Source organism: Pseudomonas sp. m6p (genome assembly GCF_055760375.1).
Genome location: NZ_CM147084.1, coordinates 1252959 through 1271596 on the forward strand (window position 1 = coordinate 1252959; position 18638 = coordinate 1271596).

The following is an 18638-nucleotide window of genomic DNA, read 5'->3' on the forward strand; positions in this document are numbered from 1 at the left end:
TTCTTAAATCCTTGTGGGAAAACACACATAAGCCGTAAGGGTAACCCACGGGAGGACATTCAGGCCAGTCTGGGGCGAGATTGCCCTGCGGGCATAAGGCCGCAGGGCAAACAAAGACACGGGGCATTCGCGATACATCGGTTTCATGAGCAGGACGTTTCAGATCACCCGCGAGAAGCGCTGGCGGTTCTGTTGTTCCAGGTACGCGTCGAACACCATGCACACCGAACGCACCAGCAGGCGTCCGGCCGGCAACACTTCGATGCGCTCGCGCTCCAGCTTGATCAGCCCGTCGTTGGCCATGCCCTGCAGTTGCGGCCACAGCGCGCCGAAATAACCCTGAAAATCAATGTTGAACGCTTGCTCGATTTCGGCGAATTCCAGGCTGAAATTGCAGATCAGTTGCTGGATCACCGCGCGGCGCAGGCGATCGTCGGCATTGCACACCAAGCCCCGGCTGGTCGCCAGTTGCGCGGCGGCGAGGGTGTTCTGGTACTGGTTCAGATCGCTGTTGTTCTGGCAGTAGAGATCGCCGATCTGACTGATCGCCGACACCCCCAGACCAATCAAGTCGCAATGGCCGTGAGTGGTGTAGCCCTGGAAGTTGCGCTGCAGGGTCTGTTCTTCTTGGGCAATCGCCAACTCATCGTCGGGCAGGGCGAAGTGATCCATGCCGATGTAGCGATAACCGGCGGCGGTCAGTTGTTCGATGGTGCGCTGGAGCATTTGCAGTTTTTGCGCAGGGCTTGGCAGCTCGTGGCTGTTGATCCGCCGCTGTGGCATGAAGCGCTCCGGCAGGTGCGCATAGTTGAATACCGAGAGCCGGTCCGGTTGCAGGCTGATGACTTCCTCGACGGTACGCGCGAAATTCTCCGGAGTTTGCTTCGGCAGGCCGTAGATCAGGTCGATGTTGATCGAGCGAAATTGCAGGGTGCGCGCCGCGTCGATCACTGCACGGGTTTCTTCCAGGCTCTGCAGGCGATTGACCGCCCGTTGCACCGCCGGATCGAGGTCTTGCAGGCCGATGCTGACCCGGTTGAAACCCAGTTCACGCAGCAGGCCCATGGTCGACCAGTCGGCCTCGCGCGGGTCGATCTCGATGCCGTAGTCGCCGGAGTCATCATCCAGCAGATTGAAGTGTTTGCGCAGGTGCGCCATCAACTGCCGCAGCTCGTCATGGCTGAGGAAGGTCGGGGTGCCGCCGCCGAAGTGCAACTGCTCGACTTTCTGTGCCGGTTCCAGGTGACAGGCAATCAACTGGATTTCCTGTTCCAGGCGTTGCAGATAAGGCTGTGCCCGCCCGCGATCCTTGGTGATGACCTTGTTGCAGGCGCAGTAGTAGCAAATATTCGCGCAGAACGGCACATGCACATACAGCGACAATGGGCGCAGCGCCTTGCGACTTTCGCGCAGGGCGTGAAACAGGTCGAAGGTGCCGACCTGGCTGTTGAATTGCACGGCGGTCGGATACGAGGTGTAGCGCGGCCCCGCCAGGTCGTAGCGGCGGATCAGATCAGTGTCCCAACGAATGGCGTCGAGCATGCGGGCATTCCCCCGGATAGGCTGGCAGTGTGGCGAGTCTATCGGGGTGCGGCGACGGGGCTCTTGATTTGCATCAACGGCGGATTGGTAGTGACTGCTTTGTGGTGAGGGGATTTATCCCCGATCGACTGCGAAGCAGTCGTAAACCTGTTTGCAATGTATGAATGGAAGAATGCAGGGGCGCTTCGCACCCCATCGGGGATAAATCCCCTCACCACAATGGATCTTCTCAGGGCTTTGATCGGATCAGTGACCCATCAGCCAATGTTGGTGGGGGCCAGGAAGGGTCCAGATCCCGAACAGAATCACCAGCAAGCCACCGGCCACGCGCACACTGCGTTTACGCAGCAACGCCGTCACCCGCTCGGCAGCCAGTCCGGTGGCGAGTAGCACCGGCCAAGTGCCCAGCCCGAACGCCAGCATCAACAACCCACTGTCCAGCGCATTGCCCTGGCTCGCCGACCACAGCAGCGTGCTGTAAACCAGTCCGCACGGCAGCCAGCCCCACAGTGCGCCGAGCAGCAGGGCGCGGGGCAAACTCGACACCGGCAGCAAGCGGTTGGCCACCGGCTGAATGTAACGCCACAAGCCACGGCCGAGGCTTTCGATACGGGTCAGGCCGCTCCACCAGCCGGCCAGATACAGGCCCATGGCAATCAGCAGCAACCCGGCGAGAATACGCATGAACATCGCCGCCGGACTGTTTGCCACCGCCCAGCCAGCCAGCCCGATCAGCAAACCGGCCGTCGCGTAACTGAGGATCCGTCCGAGGTTGTACGCCAGCAGCAGACGAAAGCGTCGGCTGCGTTGTTCCTTGGGAATCGCCAGGGTCAGCGCGCCCATCAGGCCGCCGCACATGCCCAGGCAATGCCCGCCACCGAGCAGGCCAAGGATCAGCGCGGAAACCAGGAGAGGCGCCAGCTCAAGCATGGGGTGGCGCCTTGTCCTGCGGCTGGTCGGATTTGGCTTCGTCGACGGCGGCGGTGTGGTTCGGGTCCTGATCATCGAACAGGATGCTGTGGGCCGGGCCATCAAGGTCGTCGTACTGACCACTGTCCACCGCCCAGAAGAAGATGTACACAGCGATGGCCACGATCAGCAGGGCGGCGGGGATCATCACGTAAAGAGCTGGCATCGGTACTCCAGGCCCGCACGGCTCAAGCCGGCAACGGGCGGGTTTCTGAACGGGTGCCGACAACCGGCGTGCTCGGCAGGCGAGTCAGGCGCAGGGCGTTGAGCACCACGGTCAACGAACTGATCGACATGCCGACGGCGGCCCACACCGGGGTGATCCAGCCGAGGGCGGCGAACGGCAACATGAGGCCATTGTACAGCGCCGCCCACAGCAGGTTCTCGATGATTACCCGGCGGGTTCTGCGCGCTAAGGTAAAGGCTTGCACCAGCGCGTCGAGGCGGTTGGACAGCAGCACCGCGTCGGCACTGGTTTTCGCCAGATCGGTGGCCGAACCCATGGCCACGCTGATGTCGGCAGCGGCCAGCACCGGCACGTCGTTCACGCCATCGCCGAGCATCAACACCTTGCGTCCTTGTTGATGCAGCTGCTGCAGCACGTGCAGTTTGTCGTCCGGACGCAAACCGCCACGGGCCTCGTCGATGCCCAGTTCGGCGGCGACGCTGGCGACCATCGGCGAGCTGTCGCCAGACAGCAGCAATGTGCGCCAGCCACGCGCCTTGCACGCGGCGAGCAGGGCGGGCGCATCGTCACGCAGGCGATCGTCGAGGACGAACCATGCCAGCGGCCCTTGATCGTCTCCAAGCAGCAGCCATTGGCCCGGTTCATCCGGCATCGCCGGCACAGGCGCGCCGCTGAGGTCGCAGACGAATTCGGCCTGACCGATGCGCAAGCGCTGTGCGTCGACCAATCCTTCTAGCCCAAGCCCCGGCGTGCTGTGCACTTCCTCGGCGGCCAGTGGCGCACGACCGAAGGCGCGGGCAATCGGGTGTTCCGAACGGTTTTCCAGGGCGGCGGCAAGGCTCAGGCACTGGTCGCTGCTGAGTGTGCCCAGCGGGCGAACCGAGCGCAGGACCAGGCGGCCTTCGGTGAGTGTGCCGGTCTTGTCGAAGATCACCGTGTCGATCTGGTTCAGGCCTTCCAGCACATGCCCGCGCGTCAGCAACAGGCCGAGTTTGTGCAGGGTGCCGGTGGCGGCGGTCAACGCCGTCGGGGTTGCCAGCGACAGCGCGCAAGGGCAGGTCGCGACCAGCATCGCCAGGACGATCCAGAACGCCCGCGACGCATCCAGTTCCCACCACAACAGGCCGATGGCCGCTGCCGCAATCAGCGACAACAGCAAGAACCACTGCGCCGCGCGGTCGGCGATTTCCGCCAGGCGCGGTTTTTCCGCCTGGGCGCGATCGAGCAGGCGGACGATGGCCGACAGGCGTGTGTCCTGACCCAGTGCCAGTACTTCGACGGTGAGCGCGCCTTCGACATTCAGCGTGCCCGCGGTGACCGCATCGCCCAGCGTGCGCGGTTGCGGCAGGTATTCGCCGGTCAGCAGCGATTCGTCGATGCTTGACTGGCCATCGAGAATCCTGCCATCCGCCGGCAGGATCGAACCTGGTTGCACCAGCACCCGGTCACCCAGGCGCAGTTCGCTGAGCAGGATGCGTTCGCTCTGGCCGTCGGTGTCGAGACGCAGGCACGAGGCCGGCAGCAGGTTTACAAGCTGCGCGGTGGCGGCGGCGGTGCGTTCGCGGGCACGGCGTTCCAGATAACGCCCGGCGAGCAGGAACAGCGCAAACATCCCGACCGCATCGAAATACAGCTCACCGACGCCGGTGATCGAGGTCCAGATCCCGGCGATGTAGGCGCTGCCGATGGCCAGCGACACCGAGACGTCCATGGTCAGGTGGCGGGTGCGCAGATCGCGCATCGCGCCCTTGAAGAACGGCGCGCAGCTATAGAACACGATCGGTGTTGTGAGAAATAGCGCGACCCAGCGCAGGATCGTGTGCAATTCGGGGCTGAGGTCGATGTTGAATTCCGGCCAGGTGGCCATGGTCGCCATCATTGCCTGAAACCACAGCAATCCGGCGACGCCGAGCTGGCGCAACGCGAGGCGATTTTCGCTGGCCAGTTGCTCGCTGGCGCGGTCGGCCTGATACGGGTGGGCGACGTAACCGATGTGGCGCAGCTCGGCGAGGATCTGGCTCAGCGGCAATTGCGCGTCGGCCCATTGCACATGCAGGCGATGGTTGGACAGATTCAGTCGCGCCTCGGCCACTGCCGGCAGGGTGCGCAGGTGTTTCTCGATCAGCCAGCCGCAGGCGGCGCAACTGATGCCTTCCATCAACAGCGTGGTTTCGGCGAGTTCGCCCGCGTGACGGACGAAGGATTTTTGCACGTCGGCGCGGTCGTACAGCGCCAATTCATCGGTCAATTGCACCGGCAAGGCTTCGGGGTTGGCCGAGGCTTCGCTGCGATGCTGGTAATAGCTTTCCAGACCACCGGCGACGATGGCTTCGGCCACGGCCTGACAGCCGGGGCAGCAGAACTCGCGGGACTCCCCGAGCACGACGGCGGTAAAGCGACTGCCCGACGGAACGGGCAGGGCGCAGTGGTAGCAGGGGAGTGGGGTGGTCATCGAATATTCGCTAATACTGCTGAATCAACACCATCCTTGTAGGAGCTGCCGCAGGCTGCGATCTTTTGATTTTGTTTTTGAAAGCAAGATCAAAAGATCGCAGCCTGCGGCAGCTCCTACAGGGTTCGGTTTACTTCTTCTGGTCTTCAGCGCCCTGCAGCGGTTCGTCACCGAGCAGCAGATCCTTGTCATGGCTGACCTGTTCTTCTTCGAACATGCGCCACACGTGGTCGTCCTGAGTGCCCAGCAATTCGACAAAACGCCGACCTTCGACCTTGTCGCCCAACTGGCCGATGTAACGGCCAGCTTCGGTTTCGCTGCGGGTCAGGACAATCTTGCGATCCTTCTCCGGCTGGGTCGGCGAGATCAGGTTCAGTTCCAGGGTTTTCGGCTGGCTGTCACCGCTCAGGCGCAGGTCGACTTCGCCGGTGAGTTCATCCAGATGGACGTTGGCGCGCATCTTCAACTCCTGCGCCAACAGTTCACGGTCCAGCGAGCGGTTGATGCCTTTGCCAGCCTCGTAGTAGTTGTCGTTGACCAGGTTGTCCGGGTTGTTCACCGCAATGGTCACCATTGACAGGGTCAACGTCACCGAGCAGGCCAGGATTCCGATGATGATCCATGGCCAGAGGTGCTTGTACCAAGGGCTTGCGGCGTTTGCGGCGGGCATGTTCAGTTCTCTCAACGGGTTTGTGGGCCGATGAATCGGCTCTTGGCTTCAACGTGGACGCTGTCGTCGTCGGCGTCCTTGAGGATGAATTTCACCTCGTTGGTGCTCGACGGCAATTGTTCCGGTGCGCTCGACAACTCCACCGGCATGCTGAAGATTTCGCCGGCCGGGACCTTGATCTCGCGTTTGCCTTGCAGGCGCAGATCCGGCAGGCCGGCGGCCTCCAGCACGTAGGTGTGGTCGCGCTGATCCTTGTTCATGATCTTCAGGCTGTAGACGTTTTCGATCCGGCCTTCGGCGTTCTCGCGGTACAGCACGCGGTCCTTGCTGACGTCGAAACCGACCAGCGAGCGCATGAAGAATGCGGTCACCAGCAGGCTGATCATCGCCAGCAGCACCACCGCATAGCCGATCAGGCGTGGCCGCAGTTTATGGGTTTTCTGGCCCGAGAGGTTGTGTTCGGTGGTGTAACTGATGAGGCCGCGCGGGTAGTCCATCTTGTCCATGATCGCGTCGCAGGCGTCGATGCACGCGGCGCAACCGATGCATTCGATCTGCAAGCCGTCACGGATGTCGATACCGGTCGGACACACCTGGACGCACATGGTGCAGTCAATGCAATCGCCCAGGCCCATGGCCTTGTAATCGACACCTTTCTTGCGCGGGCCGCGGCTTTCGCCGCGACGCGGATCGTAGGACACGATCAGGGTGTCCTTGTCGAACATCACGCTCTGGAAGCGCGCATAGGGGCACATGTAGATGCACACCTGTTCGCGCAGCCAGCCGGCGTTGCCGTAGGTGGCGAGGGTGAAGAAACCGACCCAGAAATACGACCAGCCATCGGCCTGGCCAGTGAAGAAATCGAACACCAGTTCGCGGATCGGCGAGAAGTAGCCGACGAAGGTCATGCCAGTGACGAAACCGATCAGTAGCCACAGCGAATGTTTGGCGAGCTTGCGCAGGAACTTGTTGCCGCTCATTGGCGCTTTATCGAGCTTGATACGCTGGTTGCGGTCGCCTTCGGTGACTTTCTCGCACCACATGAAAATCCACGTCCACACGCTTTGCGGGCAGGTGTAGCCGCACCAGACCCGGCCGGCGTAAACGGTGATGAAGAACAGGCCGAACGCGGCAATGATCAGCAGGCCAGACAGCAGGATGAAGTCCTGCGGCCAGAACGTGGCGCCGAAGATGAAAAACTTGCGTTCCGGCAGGTTCCACCACACCGCCTGATGCCCGCCCCAGTTCAGCCACACCGTACCGAAATACAACAGGAACAGCGCAGCGCCGCCCATCATCCGCAGATTGCGGAACAGGCCAGTGAAAGCACGGGTGTAGATTTTTTCTCGAGAGGCGTAAAGGTCGACGCTGTTGTTCGCGTTTTTGCTCGGCGGTGTGACGTCGTGTACCGGAATCTGGTTGCTCATCATTGCATCCCACGGCAGTGGACAAATGCCTCGGTCGATACGTGCCGACCGCGGTCAGAAAGGGGTGTTGCAGTGGCGCAATGATACGCCTGTCGCTCTAACTCAATGGTGCGACCTTTGGTCGCGTTGGGAAAAAAGCATTATTGGTGTAGCGAATGCAGCAAAGCCTGATGCAGATCAATTGACTTGTTGAGTATGGACGGTTTTGCAGTGGCGGCTAATTCATTGTTCCCACGGATTGATCAGGGCGACGCCGCTCGAGCGGAAATCATCGACATTGCGCGTGACCACCGTGAGTCCATGCACCAGGGCCGTGGCAGCGATCAATGCATCGCTTTCATTGGCCTGGTCGGGCACATGCAGGCTGGCACAACGCAGCGCTACTGCAGCATCAACCGGCAGGATTCGGGCTTCGAATGCGGGCATGACGTGACGCGTCAGCCAACTGCGCAACAGCTTTCCTTGAGCAGGATCGCGCCGTTCCATTCGCAGGACTCCGGTTTCCAGTTCTTTCAGAGTAATGGCGGAAATGTACAGACGCGGGGCGATGACGCCTTTGGCCCAACTGACCACATTGGCATCGGCTTGCGGCTTGCGAAGTTCGGAAATCACATTGGTGTCGAGTAAATACATCAGGACAGGTCCACGGGACGATGAATGATGACTGCGCGCTCGGTTTCGAAATCGATGTCGGCAGCCTCCGGCATGACCAACCAATCGACAATGCTTGTGTTTGCGCCGCTCAGTTTCTGATATTCCTCAATGCTCAAAAGGACATGAGAGGCCTTGCCACGGTCGGTGATGATCACTGGACCCAGACGCGCAGCCTTTTTGGCGCTGCTGGTGTCCTGGTTGAATTCACGACTGGAGATGGTGGTGATTGCCATCATGGTTGACCTCTCGCAATACAGATGTAGCAACGTTACTACTTCGCCTTGGGGGCGGCAATCGAGGAAGACAGGACTCAGCGGTCCGTTGGTCGGTCCGTGGCTGGCATTAGTCGAGCCAACCTCGCACAAGGCGCAGGCCGGCTCAGGTTGATACTGACGTGGCTTCAAGACTCAGGGCAGCCTGCCGCCGCCCAGGCTATCGAGACTGCCGGTATTTCGATGGCGTTTTGTGGTGCTTTTGGAATCGGGTTGTGACGGACTGTCGAATGTCGCGGTAATGGTTTCCACGGTTTTTTCCGATGATTCGGTTGGAAGATCAGATTCAGTAAGAGGCTGATCAACCAGGAGACAGGTTTTGTCGTCATTCAACATAGCGGCTTCATCCTTGAAGTGGCTCCGATGCGGGTCACCGGGCCTTTGGCAGACCCTACAGAGCAAGCTGAAACGAGTCCATCAGGCATGTGTCTCAAAGTATTAATTTCAACGGCTATGTCCATGCCGTAGAAATATCATTAGTTAATTGAAAGCTTTTAATTTTTTATTGATTTCGAATAGTTTGGTGTCTGTTCTGCATCATGCTAGTTGCATGTTCGTGTTTTGAAAGTTAACGGAATAATGGAGTGTTATGAAAATCAAGGAAGTTAAAGAGCTTTTCGCTTGTCTGTGCCTGTTATCGCTGAGTTATTTCGCCAGTGCCAATGAAGGTGTTCCGCTGCACATGGTATTTGCCTCGGACCCGCAATACCCGTGGACGGAAAAATCGGACAGTGGTGAAGATGAGCCGAGCGCGGACTTTGAAAAACGCTCGAAATGGCTGGTCGAGAGCCAGTTTGCGAGTATTGCGCAGTTTCGCAACGAAATGGGCGGCCAGGCCGCCGTGCCGTTGATGATCAACGGCGACATCACTGCGTTCGGCCATGGCTGGCAGCGCTCCTTCATGAAGACGATGCTGAACAAACACTTTGGCGATCAATTTCTCTATGGGCTGGGTAATCATGATTACCAGAACAACGTGAATGACTGTTTCAGTGAGAGTTGCGCGGCGGGCAGTATTGTCGATTATCGTGATCATCACGAGGGTAAAGTCGATAAGTTTGATCTTGAAGTGAGTGGCAGCTTTTTGAATAAGCACTATCTCGGCAGTCTGGCGTATTCAAAGAATATTGGTGAAGTACATCTGGTGCAGTTGAACAATGAGCCGACTTACCAGGTGAAGATTTCCCATGCGCTGAATCCGACCTCGTTCGACATCAAACAGTCACTGGACTGGCTGGAAAATGATTTGCGAATAGCGCGAGCGCAGGGCTACGCGATCATTATCAATATGCACAAACCCTATGACTGGGCAGGCAGTTGGGAGCAACAGAAGCGCTTTCGCGAAATGCTTGAAAAGTATCAGGTGACGGCGATATTTGCTGGTCATTACCATGGCGAGGGTGGCAGCCAGACCTACATGGGCAGTGTGCCGATGTTCCTCAGCGGTGCGGCCTCTCAACAGACGTACCTGACGGCCAGCTTTTCCAAAGACCGCAAACAACTTGAGGTGAGTCTGGTCGAGGGTAATCAGTGGCGCCATCGTCAACCGGTGGCCACAGTACCGGTGAAATCGATCTGGGCCAGTCGCCCATAAAAAAGCCCCCGCCAGAACACTGGTGGGGGCTTTATTTTGCGTCAGGCGTTAGGCCTTATTGGGCCTCGGCTTCAGCGGGTTTGTCACCGTGAGACAGGCTGTAAACATACGCCGCCAGCAAGTGCACCTTATCGTTGCCTTGCAGTTGTTCCTGCGCAGGCATCTGGCCCTGACGGCCGTAACGGATGGTCTGCTGCAGTTGGGCGAAGCTCGAACCGTAGATGAACGCGGCCGGGTGGGTCAGGTTCGGTGCGCCCATCGCCGGGGTGCCTTTGCCTTCCGGTCCGTGGCAGGCCACGCAGTTGGCGGCGAACAGTTTCTGGCCGTTGGCCGGGTCAGCCTTGGTGCCTTCCGGCAGTTTGCGGCCATCAAGCTGGGTCACCACGAAGGCGGCGACATCGGCGACGCCTTGCTCGCCAATGACGTCGGCCCAGGCCGGCATCACCGCGTGTCGACCGCCCATGATGGTGGTCTTGATGGTTTCCGGCTCGCCGCCCCAGCGCCAGTCGGCGTCGGTCAGGTTCGGGAAGCCATAGGCGCCTTTGGCGTCGGAGCCGTGGCACACCGAGCAGTTGGAGGCGAACAGGCGACCGCCCATCTTCAGTGCTTGTGGATCCTTGGCGACTTCCTCGATTGGCATTGCCGCGAACTTGGCGAAGATCGGACCGAACTTGGCGTCCGAGCGGGCCATTTCCTTTTCCCACTCGTGCACGCCGGTCCAGCCGGTCTGGCCGTTGGCGAACGCGGTCTGCTTGTCGTTATCGAGGTAGTTGTAGCCCGGCAGCAGGCCTTTCCAGTTGCCCAGACCCGGGTACAGCACCAGATAACCGAGAGCGAACACGATGGTGCCCACGAACAGCATGAACCACCATTTCGGCAGCGGGTTGTCGTACTCCTCGATCCCGTCGAAGGAGTGGCCCACGGTCTCTTCCGTCTGCTCGCTGCGCTGGCCCTTGCGGGTCGACAGCAGCAGCCAGGTCAGGGAAAAGATCGTACCGAGACTGAGGACTGTGACGTACAGACTCCAGAATGTAGTCATTCTTTGTTACTCCTAGAAGCTTGCTCGACGTGCTTGATGGCTTCGGGATCATCCGCAAAAGGCAGCAAGGTTGCGTCTTCAAACTCCGACTTGCGCTTGGGGCTGAACACCCACAACGCCAAACCGATGAAGGCCACCATCACGACAACGGTGCCCAGGCCGCGAATCATCCCGATATCCATGAAGAATCACCGTTTGCTTTTGATGATGGTGCCCAGGCCCTGAAGGTAGGCCACCAGCGCGTCCATTTCGGTTTTGCCCTTCACGGCCTCTTTTGCACCGGCGATGTCTTCGTCGGTGTAAGGGACGCCGAGCGTGCGCAACACTTCCATTTTCCTGGCCGTGTCTTTGCCGTCGAGCTTGTTTTCCACGAGGAACGGGTAAGCCGGCATTTTCGACTCAGGCACCACGTTGCGCGGGTTGTACAGGTGCGCACGCTGCCAGTCATCGGAGTAACGACCGCCCACGCGAGCCAGGTCCGGACCGGTACGTTTGGAACCCCACAGGAACGGGTGGTCCCACACGCTTTCACCGGCGACCGAGTAGTGGCCGTAGCGTTCGGTTTCGGCGCGGAACGGACGGATCATCTGCGAGTGGCAGCCGACACAACCGTTGGCGATATAGACGTCGCGGCCTTCCAGTTCCAGTGCCGAGCGCGGCTTCATGCCTTCGACCGGCTTGTTGGTGACGTCCTGGAAGAACAGCGGAACGATCTGGGTCAGGCCGCCAATGCTGACGGCGATAACCATGAAGAAGGCCAGCAGGCCAATATTCTTCTCGACAGCTTCATGCTTCATCAGTGAGCTCCAACGACAGCGATCTGGGCGGCGGCTTCGGCTTCAACCGGGTTCGAGGCGCGCACGGTGCGCCAGACGTTGTAAGCCATCAGGAACATGCCGCTGGCGAAGAATGCACCGCCCAGGGCACGGACGATGTAGCCCGGGTGGCTGGCCTGCAGCGCCTCGACGAACGAGTAGGTGAGGGTGCCGTCATCGTTGATTGCACGCCACATCAGACCCTGAGTGATGCCGTTGACCCACATCGAGGCGATGTAGAGCACGGTGCCGATGGTCGCGAGCCAGAAGTGCGCGTTGATCAGGCCGACGCTGTGCATTTGCGCACGACCGAACAGTTTCGGGATCATGTGGTAGATCGCGCCGATCGAGATCATCGCTACCCAGCCGAGCGCGCCGGCGTGTACGTGGCCGATGGTCCAGTCGGTGTAGTGCGAGAGCGAGTTGACGGTCTTGATCGCCATCATCGGACCTTCGAAGGTCGACATGCCGTAGAACGCCAGCGACACCACAAGGAAGCGCAGGATCGGGTCGGTGCGCAGCTTATGCCAGGCACCCGACAGGGTCATCATGCCGTTGATCATGCCGCCCCAGCTTGGTGCCAGCAGGATGATCGACATCGCCATGCCCAGCGATTGTGCCCAGTCCGGCAGTGCGGTGTAGTGCAGGTGGTGCGGGCCGGCCCAGATATACAGGGTGATCAGCGCCCAGAAGTGCACGATCGACAGGCGATAGGAGTAGATCGGACGTTCGGCCTGTTTCGGCACGAAGTAGTACATCATCCCGAGGAAGCCGGTGGTCAGGAAGAAGCCCACGGCGTTGTGACCGTACCACCACTGGATCATCGCATCGGTCGCGCCCGAATAGGCGGAGTAGGACTTGAAGAAGCTGACCGGCAGGGAGGCGTGGTTGACGATGTGCAGCATTGCGGTCACGACGATGAACGCGCCGTAGAACCAGTTACCGACATAGATGTGCTTGGTCTTGCGCTTGGTGATGGTGCCGAAGAACACCAGCCCGTAGGAGACCCAGACAATGGCCAGCAGAATGGCGAGCGGCCATTCCAGTTCGGCGTATTCCTTGGTGGTGGTGTAACCCAGCGGCAAGGTAATGATTGCGCCGACGATAACCGCCTGCCAGCCCCAGAAGGTGAAAGCGGCGAGGCTGTCGGAGATCAGTCGCGTCTGGCAGGTTCGCTGCACGACATAGTAGGAAGTGGCAAACAGTGCACAACCACCGAAGGCGAAAATCACCAGGTTTGTGTGCAACGGGCGCAGGCGTCCAAAGCTCGTCCACGGCAGACCGAAGTTCAACTCCGGCCAGACCAGTTGCGAGGCGATGAAGACACCAAGCCCCATGCCAAGGATCCCCCAGACCACCGTCATGATGGCGAACTGGCGGACTACCTTATAGTTATAAGCAGTCGGACTGATTGCTGTGCTCATTCTAAGGTTCCACGGTTTGGGTGTTTTATTAGGATTAAAATCGGCCGCAAGTATGCAGAGAGCAGGGGGTCATTGCAACGCGCCATGACCTGGGTCAATGCTTTCCAACGCTGATTCTGCGGCCTTTCCATACGCCGCGTAAGGACAAAATCGGCCTCGGACAAAATGTCGCAGCGGACGAAAAAAGCGAGGGGTTCAGGTCAGATGTAACGAGGTGTGTTCCAACGCAGTGATCGGGTGACGGACGGTCATCGACGCGACAGCCGGTATCTACCGGGCTTTGCGCCCTGTCAGTCAGGCGATTTGTCGAACACATCGCTCAAGGTCGACCTGGAACCGGCACGGGCCAGTCCGCATCGAGCAAGCGTAGACCCGAATTGGAGGATTCGAAAGGAGAGGGTGTGACGGGGTGCGACAATGCGTCGCAAAGGGGCGGGGTGCTGCCGCACCGAGAACGATGCGGCAGAGGTGTGCGCAATACTTATTGCTTGTTGTCTTCGGTAATCAGTTTTTCTGTATTCAATCCGTGTGACAGGCTGTACACATAAGCGGCCAGCAATTGCACTTTATCGTTGCCCAGCAATTCGTTTTGCGCTGGCATATGGCCTTGGCGACCATGGCGAATGGTCTGCTCAAGCTGCGTCAGGCTGGTGCCATAGATAAATCCGGCCGGGTGCGTCAGGTTCGGCGCACCCATGGCTTCAGTGCCTTGGCCGGTTGCCCCATGACAGGCTACGCAGGTGGTGCTGAACGCTTGCTGTCCGGCCTGCAGGTCAGCCTTGCTGTCGGCCGGCAGCGGCAGGCCGGCCAGTTCGTGACGCACATACGCCGCGACGTTCTTTACACCTGTCTCGCCGAGCACTTCGCCCCAGGCCGGCATCGCCGCCACCCGCCCACCCATGATGGTGGTCTTGATGGTCTCGGCACTGCCGCCCCAGCGCCAGTCCTTGTCCGCCAGGTTGGGGAAACCGAACGCGCCCTTGGCGTCGGAACCGTGGCACACCGAGCAGTTGGAGGCGAACAGTCGGCCACCCATTTTCAGCGCCTGCGGATCCTTCGCCACTTCTTCCACCGGCATGGCGGCGAACTTGGCGAAGATCGGCCCGAATTTGGCGTCGGCCTTGCTCATTTCCTTTTCCCATTCGTGGACGCCGGTCCAGCCGTCCTCGTAGCCGGGCAGAATGCCTTTCCAGTTGCCCAGGCCCGGATACAGGATCAGATAGCCCACGGAAAACACCAGCGTGCCGGCGAACAGCATGAACCACCACTGCGGCAGCGGGTTGTCGTACTCCTCGATGCCGTCGAAGCTGTGGCCCATGGTCTGGTCGACGCTGCCCTTGGTCTCGCCCCGGCGGGTGCCGATCAGCAGCCAGGTCAGGCCGATCAGGCTGCCGATGGTCAGTACGCAGATCCACGTACTCCAGAAGGTGGTCATGGCCGGGTACTCCTTGTTTCAGATGCGGGGGTAGTGTCGGGTTGCGGCTCGTCGGCGAACGGCAGCAGACGTGCTTCGGCAAACTCCGGGGTGCGCTTGCGATTGAATACCCACAAGGTCAGACCGACGAAGGCGACGAACACCACGACCGTGCCGAGGCCACGTATGAGGCCTGTGCTCATTTCAATGACCATGGCTCACCTCTTGCTCTTGATCGCAGTGCCAAGCACTTGCAGGTAGGAGACGAGGGCGTCCATCTCGGTCTTGCCCTTGAGGCTGGCGACCGCGCCGCTGATGTCATCGTCGGTGTACGGCACGCCGAGGGTGCGCATGGTCTTGAGCTTGGTTTCGGTGTGGCTGCTGTCGACCGCTTGCGTGACCAGCCACGGGTAGGCCGGCATTTTCGACTCGGGTACCACGTTGCGCGGGTTGTACAAGTGCGCGCGGTGCCAGTCATCCGAGTAACGCGCGCCGACGCGGGCCAGGTCCGGCCCGGTACGCTTGGAACCCCAGAGGAACGGGTGATCCCACACGCTTTCGCCGGCCACCGAGTAGTGCCCGTAGCGTTCGGTTTCAGCGCGGAACGGGCGGATCATCTGCGAGTGGCAACCGACGCAGCCTTCGCGGATGTAGATGTCGCGGCCTTCCAGTTGCAGCGCGGTGTAGGGCTTCATGCCTTCCACCGGTTTGTTGGTGACGTCCTGGAAGAACAGCGGGACGATCTGGGTCAGGCCGCCGATGCTCACGGCGAATACCATCAGCAGCATCAGCAGGCCGACGTTCTTTTCAATCGTTTCGTGTTTCATGGCGGACTCCTCAGGCCATCTGCGCGGCAGCAACGACGTCAGCAGGCTGCGAGGCCCGCACGGTGCGCCAGGTGTTGTAAGCCATCAGGAACATGCCGCTGAGGAAGATCGCCCCACCCACCAGACGCACGATGAAGCCTGGGTGGCTGGCCACCAGGGTTTCGACGAAGGAATAGGTCAGCGTGCCGTCCTCGTTGACTGCGCGCCACATCAGGCCCTGGGCGATACCGTTGACCCACATCGAGGCGATGTAGAGCACGGTGCCGATGGTCGCGAGCCAGAAGTGCGCGTTGATCAGGCCGATGCTGTGCATCTGCTCTTTGCCGAAGACTTTCGGGATCATGTGGTACAGCGCGCCGATGGAAATCATCGCTACCCAGCCGAGCGCGCCGGCGTGAACGTGGCCGATGGTCCAGTCGGTGTAGTGGGAGAGGGCGTTGACGGTCTTGATCGCCATCATCGGACCTTCGAAGGTCGACATGCCGTAGAACGCCAGCGACACCACGAGGAAGCGCAGGATCGGGTCGCTGCGCAGCTTATGCCAGGCGCCCGAGAGGGTCATCATGCCGTTGATCATGCCGCCCCAGCTCGGCGCCAGCAGAATCAGCGACATCACCATGCCCAGCGATTGCGCCCAGTCCGGCAGCGCGGTGTAGTGCAGGTGGTGCGGGCCGGCCCAGATGTACAGGGTGATCAGCGCCCAGAAGTGCACGATCGACAGGCGATACGAATACACCGGACGTTCGGCCTGTTTCGGCACGAAGTAGTACATCATCCCGAGGAAACCGGCGGTGAGGAAAAAGCCTACGGCGTTGTGGCCGTACCACCATTGCACCATCGCGTCGGTCGCACCGGCGTACACCGAGTACGACTTGGTCAGGCTCACCGGCAACTCAAGGTTGTTGACGATGTGCAGGATCGCCACGGTGATGATGAACGCGCCGAAGAACCAGTTGCCGACATAGATGTGCTTGGTCTTGCGCTGCATGATCGTGCCGAAGAACACGATGGCGTAGGCGACCCAGACGATGGTGATCAGGATGTCGATCGGCCATTCCAGCTCGGCGTATTCCTTGGAACTGGTGTAACCCAGCGGCAGGCTGATGGCTGCCAGCAGGATCACCAGTTGCCAGCCCCAGAAGCAGAACGCGGCGATTTTCGGCGCGAACAATTGCGTCTGGCAGGTGCGCTGCACCGAATAGAACGAACTGGCGAACAGCGCACAACCACCGAAGGCGAAGATCACCGCGTTGGTGTGCAGCGGGCGCAGACGGCCGAAACTGGTCCAGGGCAAATTGAAGTTGAGTTCAGGCCAGACCAATTGGGCCGCGAGAAAAACCCCGAGCCCCATGCCGACGATGCCCCACACCACCGTCATAATGGCGAATTGGCGGACCACCTTGTAGTTGTAGGCGGTACTGATAGAAGTGTTCATGGTTCCCCATCCACGGTTCAGCCGAAGTGAGCGCGCGCAGAAAACGCCGCGAATCCTTCGCCTGGAGTTATAGGCAGACTAAAAGCGAGGCAAGCATGGACAAACAGCACAAGGCCAGTATTGACGGGGATCAATGGGCGCAGTGCGTGCGGGATCATGGGTGGCTTTGGGATGCTGCGTCGGGCAAGGCTTCGGCGACATTGATCCTGGCCCATGGGGCGGGTGCGCCGATGGACAGTGACTGGATGACGGATATGGCTGGGCGCCTTGCTGGATTGGGCGTGAACGTGTTGCGGTTTGAGTTTCCTTATATGGCGCAGCGTCGGGTTGATGGCAGTAAACGCCCGCCGAATCCGGCGCCGAAACTGCTTGAGTGCTGGCGCGAAGTGTTCGCTGAAGTGCGACGTCATGTCGCTGGGGTTTTGGCGGTTGGCGGGAAGTCCATGGGGGGGCGGATGGCCAGTCTTTTGGCCGATGAGTTGGGGGCTGATGCGCTTGTCTGTCTTGGATATCCGTTTTATGCGGTTGGGAAACCTGAGAAACCTCGGGTTGAGCATTTGGCTGCTTTGCGGACTCGGACGTTGATTGTTCAGGGGGAGCGGGATGCTCTCGGAAATCGGGATGCTGTCGAGGCTTACGATCTATCGCCGAGTATTGAGGTGTTTTGGTTGGCCTCTGGGGATCATGATTTGAAGCCGCTGAAGGTTTCGGGGTTTACGCATTCGGACCATTTGGCTTCGGCGGTGGAGAAGGTCGCCGGGTTTCTTCGTTGAGGTTTGGTTGGGGGTGTATATCCGTTGCTGCGGTAACGGCGGCTTAGGGTTCCGCCCTTACGGCGGGTCACCTTTTCCAAACGCCGAAAAGGTAACCCAAAAGGCTTGCTCCTGCGTTCGGCCCGCTCGCTGGGGCTCGGGGTTCCTTCGCTGCGGGATCGATCCGGGGGGCAGCGCCTACGGTTTGCTTCGCTGCACCTCCTCTCGCTGTGTTTGGCTGCGCCAAACGGTCGCTGCGCTCCCACCCCCGGATCAATCCCTCCACTCAGCCTTCCGACGTCGCCCCGTGGATCAAGATCAAAAGCGGTACTTGAGCTAACGCTCATCGTGTTGAGTGGTGAGGAGCAAGAGCGGTGCGGGTTCTGCTCTTGCTCTTGTGTGGGAGCCAGCCTGCCAGCGATGGCGGTCTGCCAGCCGACCAATTTCTAACTGATGACACCCGATCCCACTGTGGGAGCATGCTTGCTCGCGAAAGCGGTCTGCCAGGCACCATGAGTTTCAGGCTGGCAATAAAAAGCCCGGACGCTTTCGCCGTCCGGGCTTTGAGCCAAAAAGATCGCAGCCTGCGGCAGCGCTTGCACGAAGTCATTCTTTCAATGGACGTTGAGGTGGGCTTGCCCGGAATTGCAGTGAGCCAGCTTCAGTCGGTCTCACCCGGGTCATGGTGAAAGTCCCCTTGGGCATCAGACGATAGCGATTACTTTTGAACAAGGCCTCGAATGATCCCGTCGCGATGTCTGTTTCAGGGTCATATTTGATGCTAAGGGTCGCCGAGTCGGCGTCTACCGTAGCCATTCCGATGAACCCCGGTGGCGCAGGGATCCAATGGCTGTGTACACATGTCAGCCCTTTTTTGAGGTCATAAACACCTGTGAGAGTCTCATCAGATCGGTAGGGCAGAGTCATCGAGAAAGCAAAATAGTTTTCATCGTCGAAATTCCCTGTTCCACCACTTATGGCCCAATACAACTTGCCCAAAAACTCGTCTTGATAGAAGTAGCTGAATTCCGCTGTTTTCCGTTTGCCGCCCAATCTCCATTCAAATTGTTCAGCGCGCACCAGTGGCATTTTCGGAAGAAAAATAGTGTGAGTGGTCATTGTTAAACCTGCCTTTTCGAGTAAGGGGAGGTGTTACAACCGACTG

Annotated in this window: 20 protein-coding genes; 2 read left to right on the top strand and 18 right to left on the bottom strand. The window is 59.7% G+C overall.

Features of this window, described 5'->3' with window-relative positions; all coding sequences use genetic code 11:
* Nucleotides 1–159: 159 nt before the first annotated feature.
* From hemN to ACYZUM_RS05905, 9 genes are all read right to left on the bottom strand, one after another.
* Entirely contained in the window at nucleotides 160–1542 is a 1383-nt protein-coding gene (gene hemN, locus ACYZUM_RS05865) for an oxygen-independent coproporphyrinogen III oxidase (RefSeq protein ID WP_041067816.1), read from the bottom strand.
* 246 nt (nucleotides 1543–1788) lie between these two features.
* On the bottom strand, nucleotides 1789–2472 hold the full coding sequence (locus tag ACYZUM_RS05870) for a sulfite exporter TauE/SafE family protein (RefSeq protein ID WP_041067819.1): 684 nt from the start codon (nucleotides 2470–2472) through the stop codon (nucleotides 1789–1791).
* Entirely contained in the window at nucleotides 2465–2677 is a 213-nt protein-coding gene (ccoS, locus tag ACYZUM_RS05875) for a cbb3-type cytochrome oxidase assembly protein CcoS (protein WP_041067822.1), read from the bottom strand. The genes ACYZUM_RS05870 and ccoS overlap by 8 nt, the downstream gene beginning before the upstream one ends.
* Nucleotides 2678–2699: 22 nt before the next feature.
* Nucleotides 2700–5150: a heavy metal translocating P-type ATPase gene (locus ACYZUM_RS05880; protein ID WP_108182176.1), complete on the bottom strand. Its 2451-nt coding sequence runs from the start codon at nucleotides 5148–5150 to the stop codon at nucleotides 2700–2702.
* Nucleotides 5151–5280: 130 nt separating this feature from the next.
* On the bottom strand, nucleotides 5281–5820 hold the full coding sequence (locus tag ACYZUM_RS05885) for a FixH family protein (protein WP_108182177.1): 540 nt from the start codon (nucleotides 5818–5820) through the stop codon (nucleotides 5281–5283).
* An 11-nt stretch (nucleotides 5821–5831) separates the two neighbouring features.
* A complete protein-coding gene (gene ccoG / locus ACYZUM_RS05890; RefSeq protein WP_108182178.1) occupies nucleotides 5832–7247 on the bottom strand; it encodes a cytochrome c oxidase accessory protein CcoG in 1416 nt (471 codons plus the stop codon).
* 222 nt (nucleotides 7248–7469) lie between these two features.
* Nucleotides 7470–7880, bottom strand: a complete 411-nt coding sequence (locus ACYZUM_RS05895; protein WP_041067833.1) for a type II toxin-antitoxin system VapC family toxin — start codon at nucleotides 7878–7880, stop codon at nucleotides 7470–7472.
* Nucleotides 7880–8134, bottom strand: coding sequence for a type II toxin-antitoxin system Phd/YefM family antitoxin (locus tag ACYZUM_RS05900; protein ID WP_041067899.1), 255 nt, complete (start codon nucleotides 8132–8134; stop codon nucleotides 7880–7882). Before ACYZUM_RS05900 ends, ACYZUM_RS05895 begins: the two co-directional genes overlap by 1 nt.
* A 174-nt stretch (nucleotides 8135–8308) precedes the next feature.
* Complete coding sequence (locus tag ACYZUM_RS05905) at nucleotides 8309–8509, bottom strand: hypothetical protein (protein ID WP_108182179.1); 201 nt, start codon at nucleotides 8507–8509, stop codon at nucleotides 8309–8311.
* A gap of 253 nt (nucleotides 8510–8762) precedes the next feature.
* Here ACYZUM_RS05905 and ACYZUM_RS05910 point away from each other — a divergent pair, with 253 nt between their 5' ends.
* Nucleotides 8763–9767, top strand: coding sequence for a metallophosphoesterase family protein (locus tag ACYZUM_RS05910; protein ID WP_108182180.1), 1005 nt, complete (start codon nucleotides 8763–8765; stop codon nucleotides 9765–9767).
* A 55-nt stretch (nucleotides 9768–9822) separates the two neighbouring features.
* On the opposite strand, the gene ccoP (ACYZUM_RS05915) is transcribed toward ACYZUM_RS05910, so the two are convergent.
* The 8 genes from ccoP (ACYZUM_RS05915) to ccoN (ACYZUM_RS05950) all read right to left on the bottom strand — a co-directional run bounded on the left by ccoP (ACYZUM_RS05915) (nucleotide 9823) and on the right by ccoN (ACYZUM_RS05950) (nucleotide 16721).
* A complete protein-coding gene (ccoP, locus tag ACYZUM_RS05915) occupies nucleotides 9823–10806 on the bottom strand; it encodes a cytochrome-c oxidase, cbb3-type subunit III (RefSeq protein ID WP_041067842.1) in 984 nt (327 codons plus the stop codon).
* Complete coding sequence (locus tag ACYZUM_RS05920; protein ID WP_003175465.1) at nucleotides 10803–10988, bottom strand: CcoQ/FixQ family Cbb3-type cytochrome c oxidase assembly chaperone; 186 nt, start codon at nucleotides 10986–10988, stop codon at nucleotides 10803–10805. The genes ccoP (ACYZUM_RS05915) and ACYZUM_RS05920 overlap by 4 nt, the downstream gene beginning before the upstream one ends.
* A gap of 6 nt (nucleotides 10989–10994) precedes the next feature.
* Complete coding sequence (gene ccoO / locus ACYZUM_RS05925; protein WP_041067866.1) at nucleotides 10995–11603, bottom strand: cytochrome-c oxidase, cbb3-type subunit II; 609 nt, start codon at nucleotides 11601–11603, stop codon at nucleotides 10995–10997.
* Nucleotides 11603–13045: a cytochrome-c oxidase, cbb3-type subunit I gene (ccoN, locus tag ACYZUM_RS05930; protein ID WP_047293093.1), complete on the bottom strand. Its 1443-nt coding sequence runs from the start codon at nucleotides 13043–13045 to the stop codon at nucleotides 11603–11605. The genes ccoO (ACYZUM_RS05925) and ccoN (ACYZUM_RS05930) overlap by 1 nt, the downstream gene beginning before the upstream one ends.
* A 481-nt stretch (nucleotides 13046–13526) precedes the next feature.
* Nucleotides 13527–14480: a cytochrome-c oxidase, cbb3-type subunit III gene (gene ccoP, locus ACYZUM_RS05935; protein WP_108182181.1), complete on the bottom strand. Its 954-nt coding sequence runs from the start codon at nucleotides 14478–14480 to the stop codon at nucleotides 13527–13529.
* Nucleotides 14477–14674, bottom strand: a complete 198-nt coding sequence (locus ACYZUM_RS05940; protein WP_041067875.1) for a cbb3-type cytochrome oxidase subunit 3 — start codon at nucleotides 14672–14674, stop codon at nucleotides 14477–14479. The genes ccoP (ACYZUM_RS05935) and ACYZUM_RS05940 overlap by 4 nt, the downstream gene beginning before the upstream one ends.
* 3 nt (nucleotides 14675–14677) lie before the next feature.
* Nucleotides 14678–15286, bottom strand: a complete 609-nt coding sequence (gene ccoO / locus ACYZUM_RS05945) for a cytochrome-c oxidase, cbb3-type subunit II (protein ID WP_003223389.1) — start codon at nucleotides 15284–15286, stop codon at nucleotides 14678–14680.
* A gap of 10 nt (nucleotides 15287–15296) precedes the next feature.
* Nucleotides 15297–16721 (bottom strand): cytochrome-c oxidase, cbb3-type subunit I, encoded by a 1425-nt coding sequence (ccoN, locus tag ACYZUM_RS05950; protein ID WP_047293096.1) that lies wholly within the window; start codon nucleotides 16719–16721, stop codon nucleotides 15297–15299.
* 95 nt (nucleotides 16722–16816) lie between these two features.
* Here ccoN (ACYZUM_RS05950) and ACYZUM_RS05955 point away from each other — a divergent pair, with 95 nt between their 5' ends.
* Complete coding sequence (locus ACYZUM_RS05955) at nucleotides 16817–17494, top strand: alpha/beta family hydrolase (RefSeq protein WP_108182182.1); 678 nt, start codon at nucleotides 16817–16819, stop codon at nucleotides 17492–17494.
* Nucleotides 17495–18079: 585 nt separating this feature from the next.
* Here the strand turns inward: ACYZUM_RS05955 and ACYZUM_RS05960 are convergent.
* Nucleotides 18080–18592, bottom strand: coding sequence for a hypothetical protein (locus ACYZUM_RS05960; RefSeq protein ID WP_108182183.1), 513 nt, complete (start codon nucleotides 18590–18592; stop codon nucleotides 18080–18082).
* Nucleotides 18593–18638: the final 46 nt, after the last annotated feature.

Excerpts from the sequence above, each read along its gene's own strand:
- hemN (WP_041067816.1), bottom strand. The coding sequence starts at position 1,542 with ATGCTCGACGCCATTCGTTGGGACACTGATCTGATCCGCCGCTACGAC.
- ACYZUM_RS05870 (WP_041067819.1), bottom strand. The coding sequence starts at position 2,472 with ATGCTTGAGCTGGCGCCTCTCCTGGTTTCCGCGCTGATCCTTGGCCTG.
- ccoS (WP_041067822.1), bottom strand. The coding sequence starts at position 2,677 with ATGCCAGCTCTTTACGTGATGATCCCCGCCGCCCTGCTGATCGTGGCC.
- ACYZUM_RS05880 (WP_108182176.1), bottom strand. The coding sequence starts at position 5,150 with ATGACCACCCCACTCCCCTGCTACCACTGCGCCCTGCCCGTTCCGTCG.
- ACYZUM_RS05885 (WP_108182177.1), bottom strand. The coding sequence starts at position 5,820 with ATGCCCGCCGCAAACGCCGCAAGCCCTTGGTACAAGCACCTCTGGCCA.
- ccoG (WP_108182178.1), bottom strand. The coding sequence starts at position 7,247 with ATGAGCAACCAGATTCCGGTACACGACGTCACACCGCCGAGCAAAAAC.
- ACYZUM_RS05895 (WP_041067833.1), bottom strand. The coding sequence starts at position 7,880 with ATGTATTTACTCGACACCAATGTGATTTCCGAACTTCGCAAGCCGCAA.
- ACYZUM_RS05900 (WP_041067899.1), bottom strand. The coding sequence starts at position 8,134 with ATGGCAATCACCACCATCTCCAGTCGTGAATTCAACCAGGACACCAGC.
- ACYZUM_RS05905 (WP_108182179.1), bottom strand. The coding sequence starts at position 8,509 with ATGTTGAATGACGACAAAACCTGTCTCCTGGTTGATCAGCCTCTTACT.
- ACYZUM_RS05910 (WP_108182180.1), top strand. The coding sequence starts at position 8,763 with ATGAAAATCAAGGAAGTTAAAGAGCTTTTCGCTTGTCTGTGCCTGTTA.
- ccoP (WP_041067842.1), bottom strand. The coding sequence starts at position 10,806 with ATGACTACATTCTGGAGTCTGTACGTCACAGTCCTCAGTCTCGGTACG.
- ACYZUM_RS05920 (WP_003175465.1), bottom strand. The coding sequence starts at position 10,988 with ATGGATATCGGGATGATTCGCGGCCTGGGCACCGTTGTCGTGATGGTG.
- ccoO (WP_041067866.1), bottom strand. The coding sequence starts at position 11,603 with ATGAAGCATGAAGCTGTCGAGAAGAATATTGGCCTGCTGGCCTTCTTC.
- ccoN (WP_047293093.1), bottom strand. The coding sequence starts at position 13,045 with ATGAGCACAGCAATCAGTCCGACTGCTTATAACTATAAGGTAGTCCGC.
- ccoP (WP_108182181.1), bottom strand. The coding sequence starts at position 14,480 with ATGACCACCTTCTGGAGTACGTGGATCTGCGTACTGACCATCGGCAGC.
- ACYZUM_RS05940 (WP_041067875.1), bottom strand. The coding sequence starts at position 14,674 with ATGGTCATTGAAATGAGCACAGGCCTCATACGTGGCCTCGGCACGGTC.
- ccoO (WP_003223389.1), bottom strand. The coding sequence starts at position 15,286 with ATGAAACACGAAACGATTGAAAAGAACGTCGGCCTGCTGATGCTGCTG.
- ccoN (WP_047293096.1), bottom strand. The coding sequence starts at position 16,721 with ATGAACACTTCTATCAGTACCGCCTACAACTACAAGGTGGTCCGCCAA.
- ACYZUM_RS05955 (WP_108182182.1), top strand. The coding sequence starts at position 16,817 with ATGGACAAACAGCACAAGGCCAGTATTGACGGGGATCAATGGGCGCAG.
- ACYZUM_RS05960 (WP_108182183.1), bottom strand. The coding sequence starts at position 18,592 with ATGACCACTCACACTATTTTTCTTCCGAAAATGCCACTGGTGCGCGCT.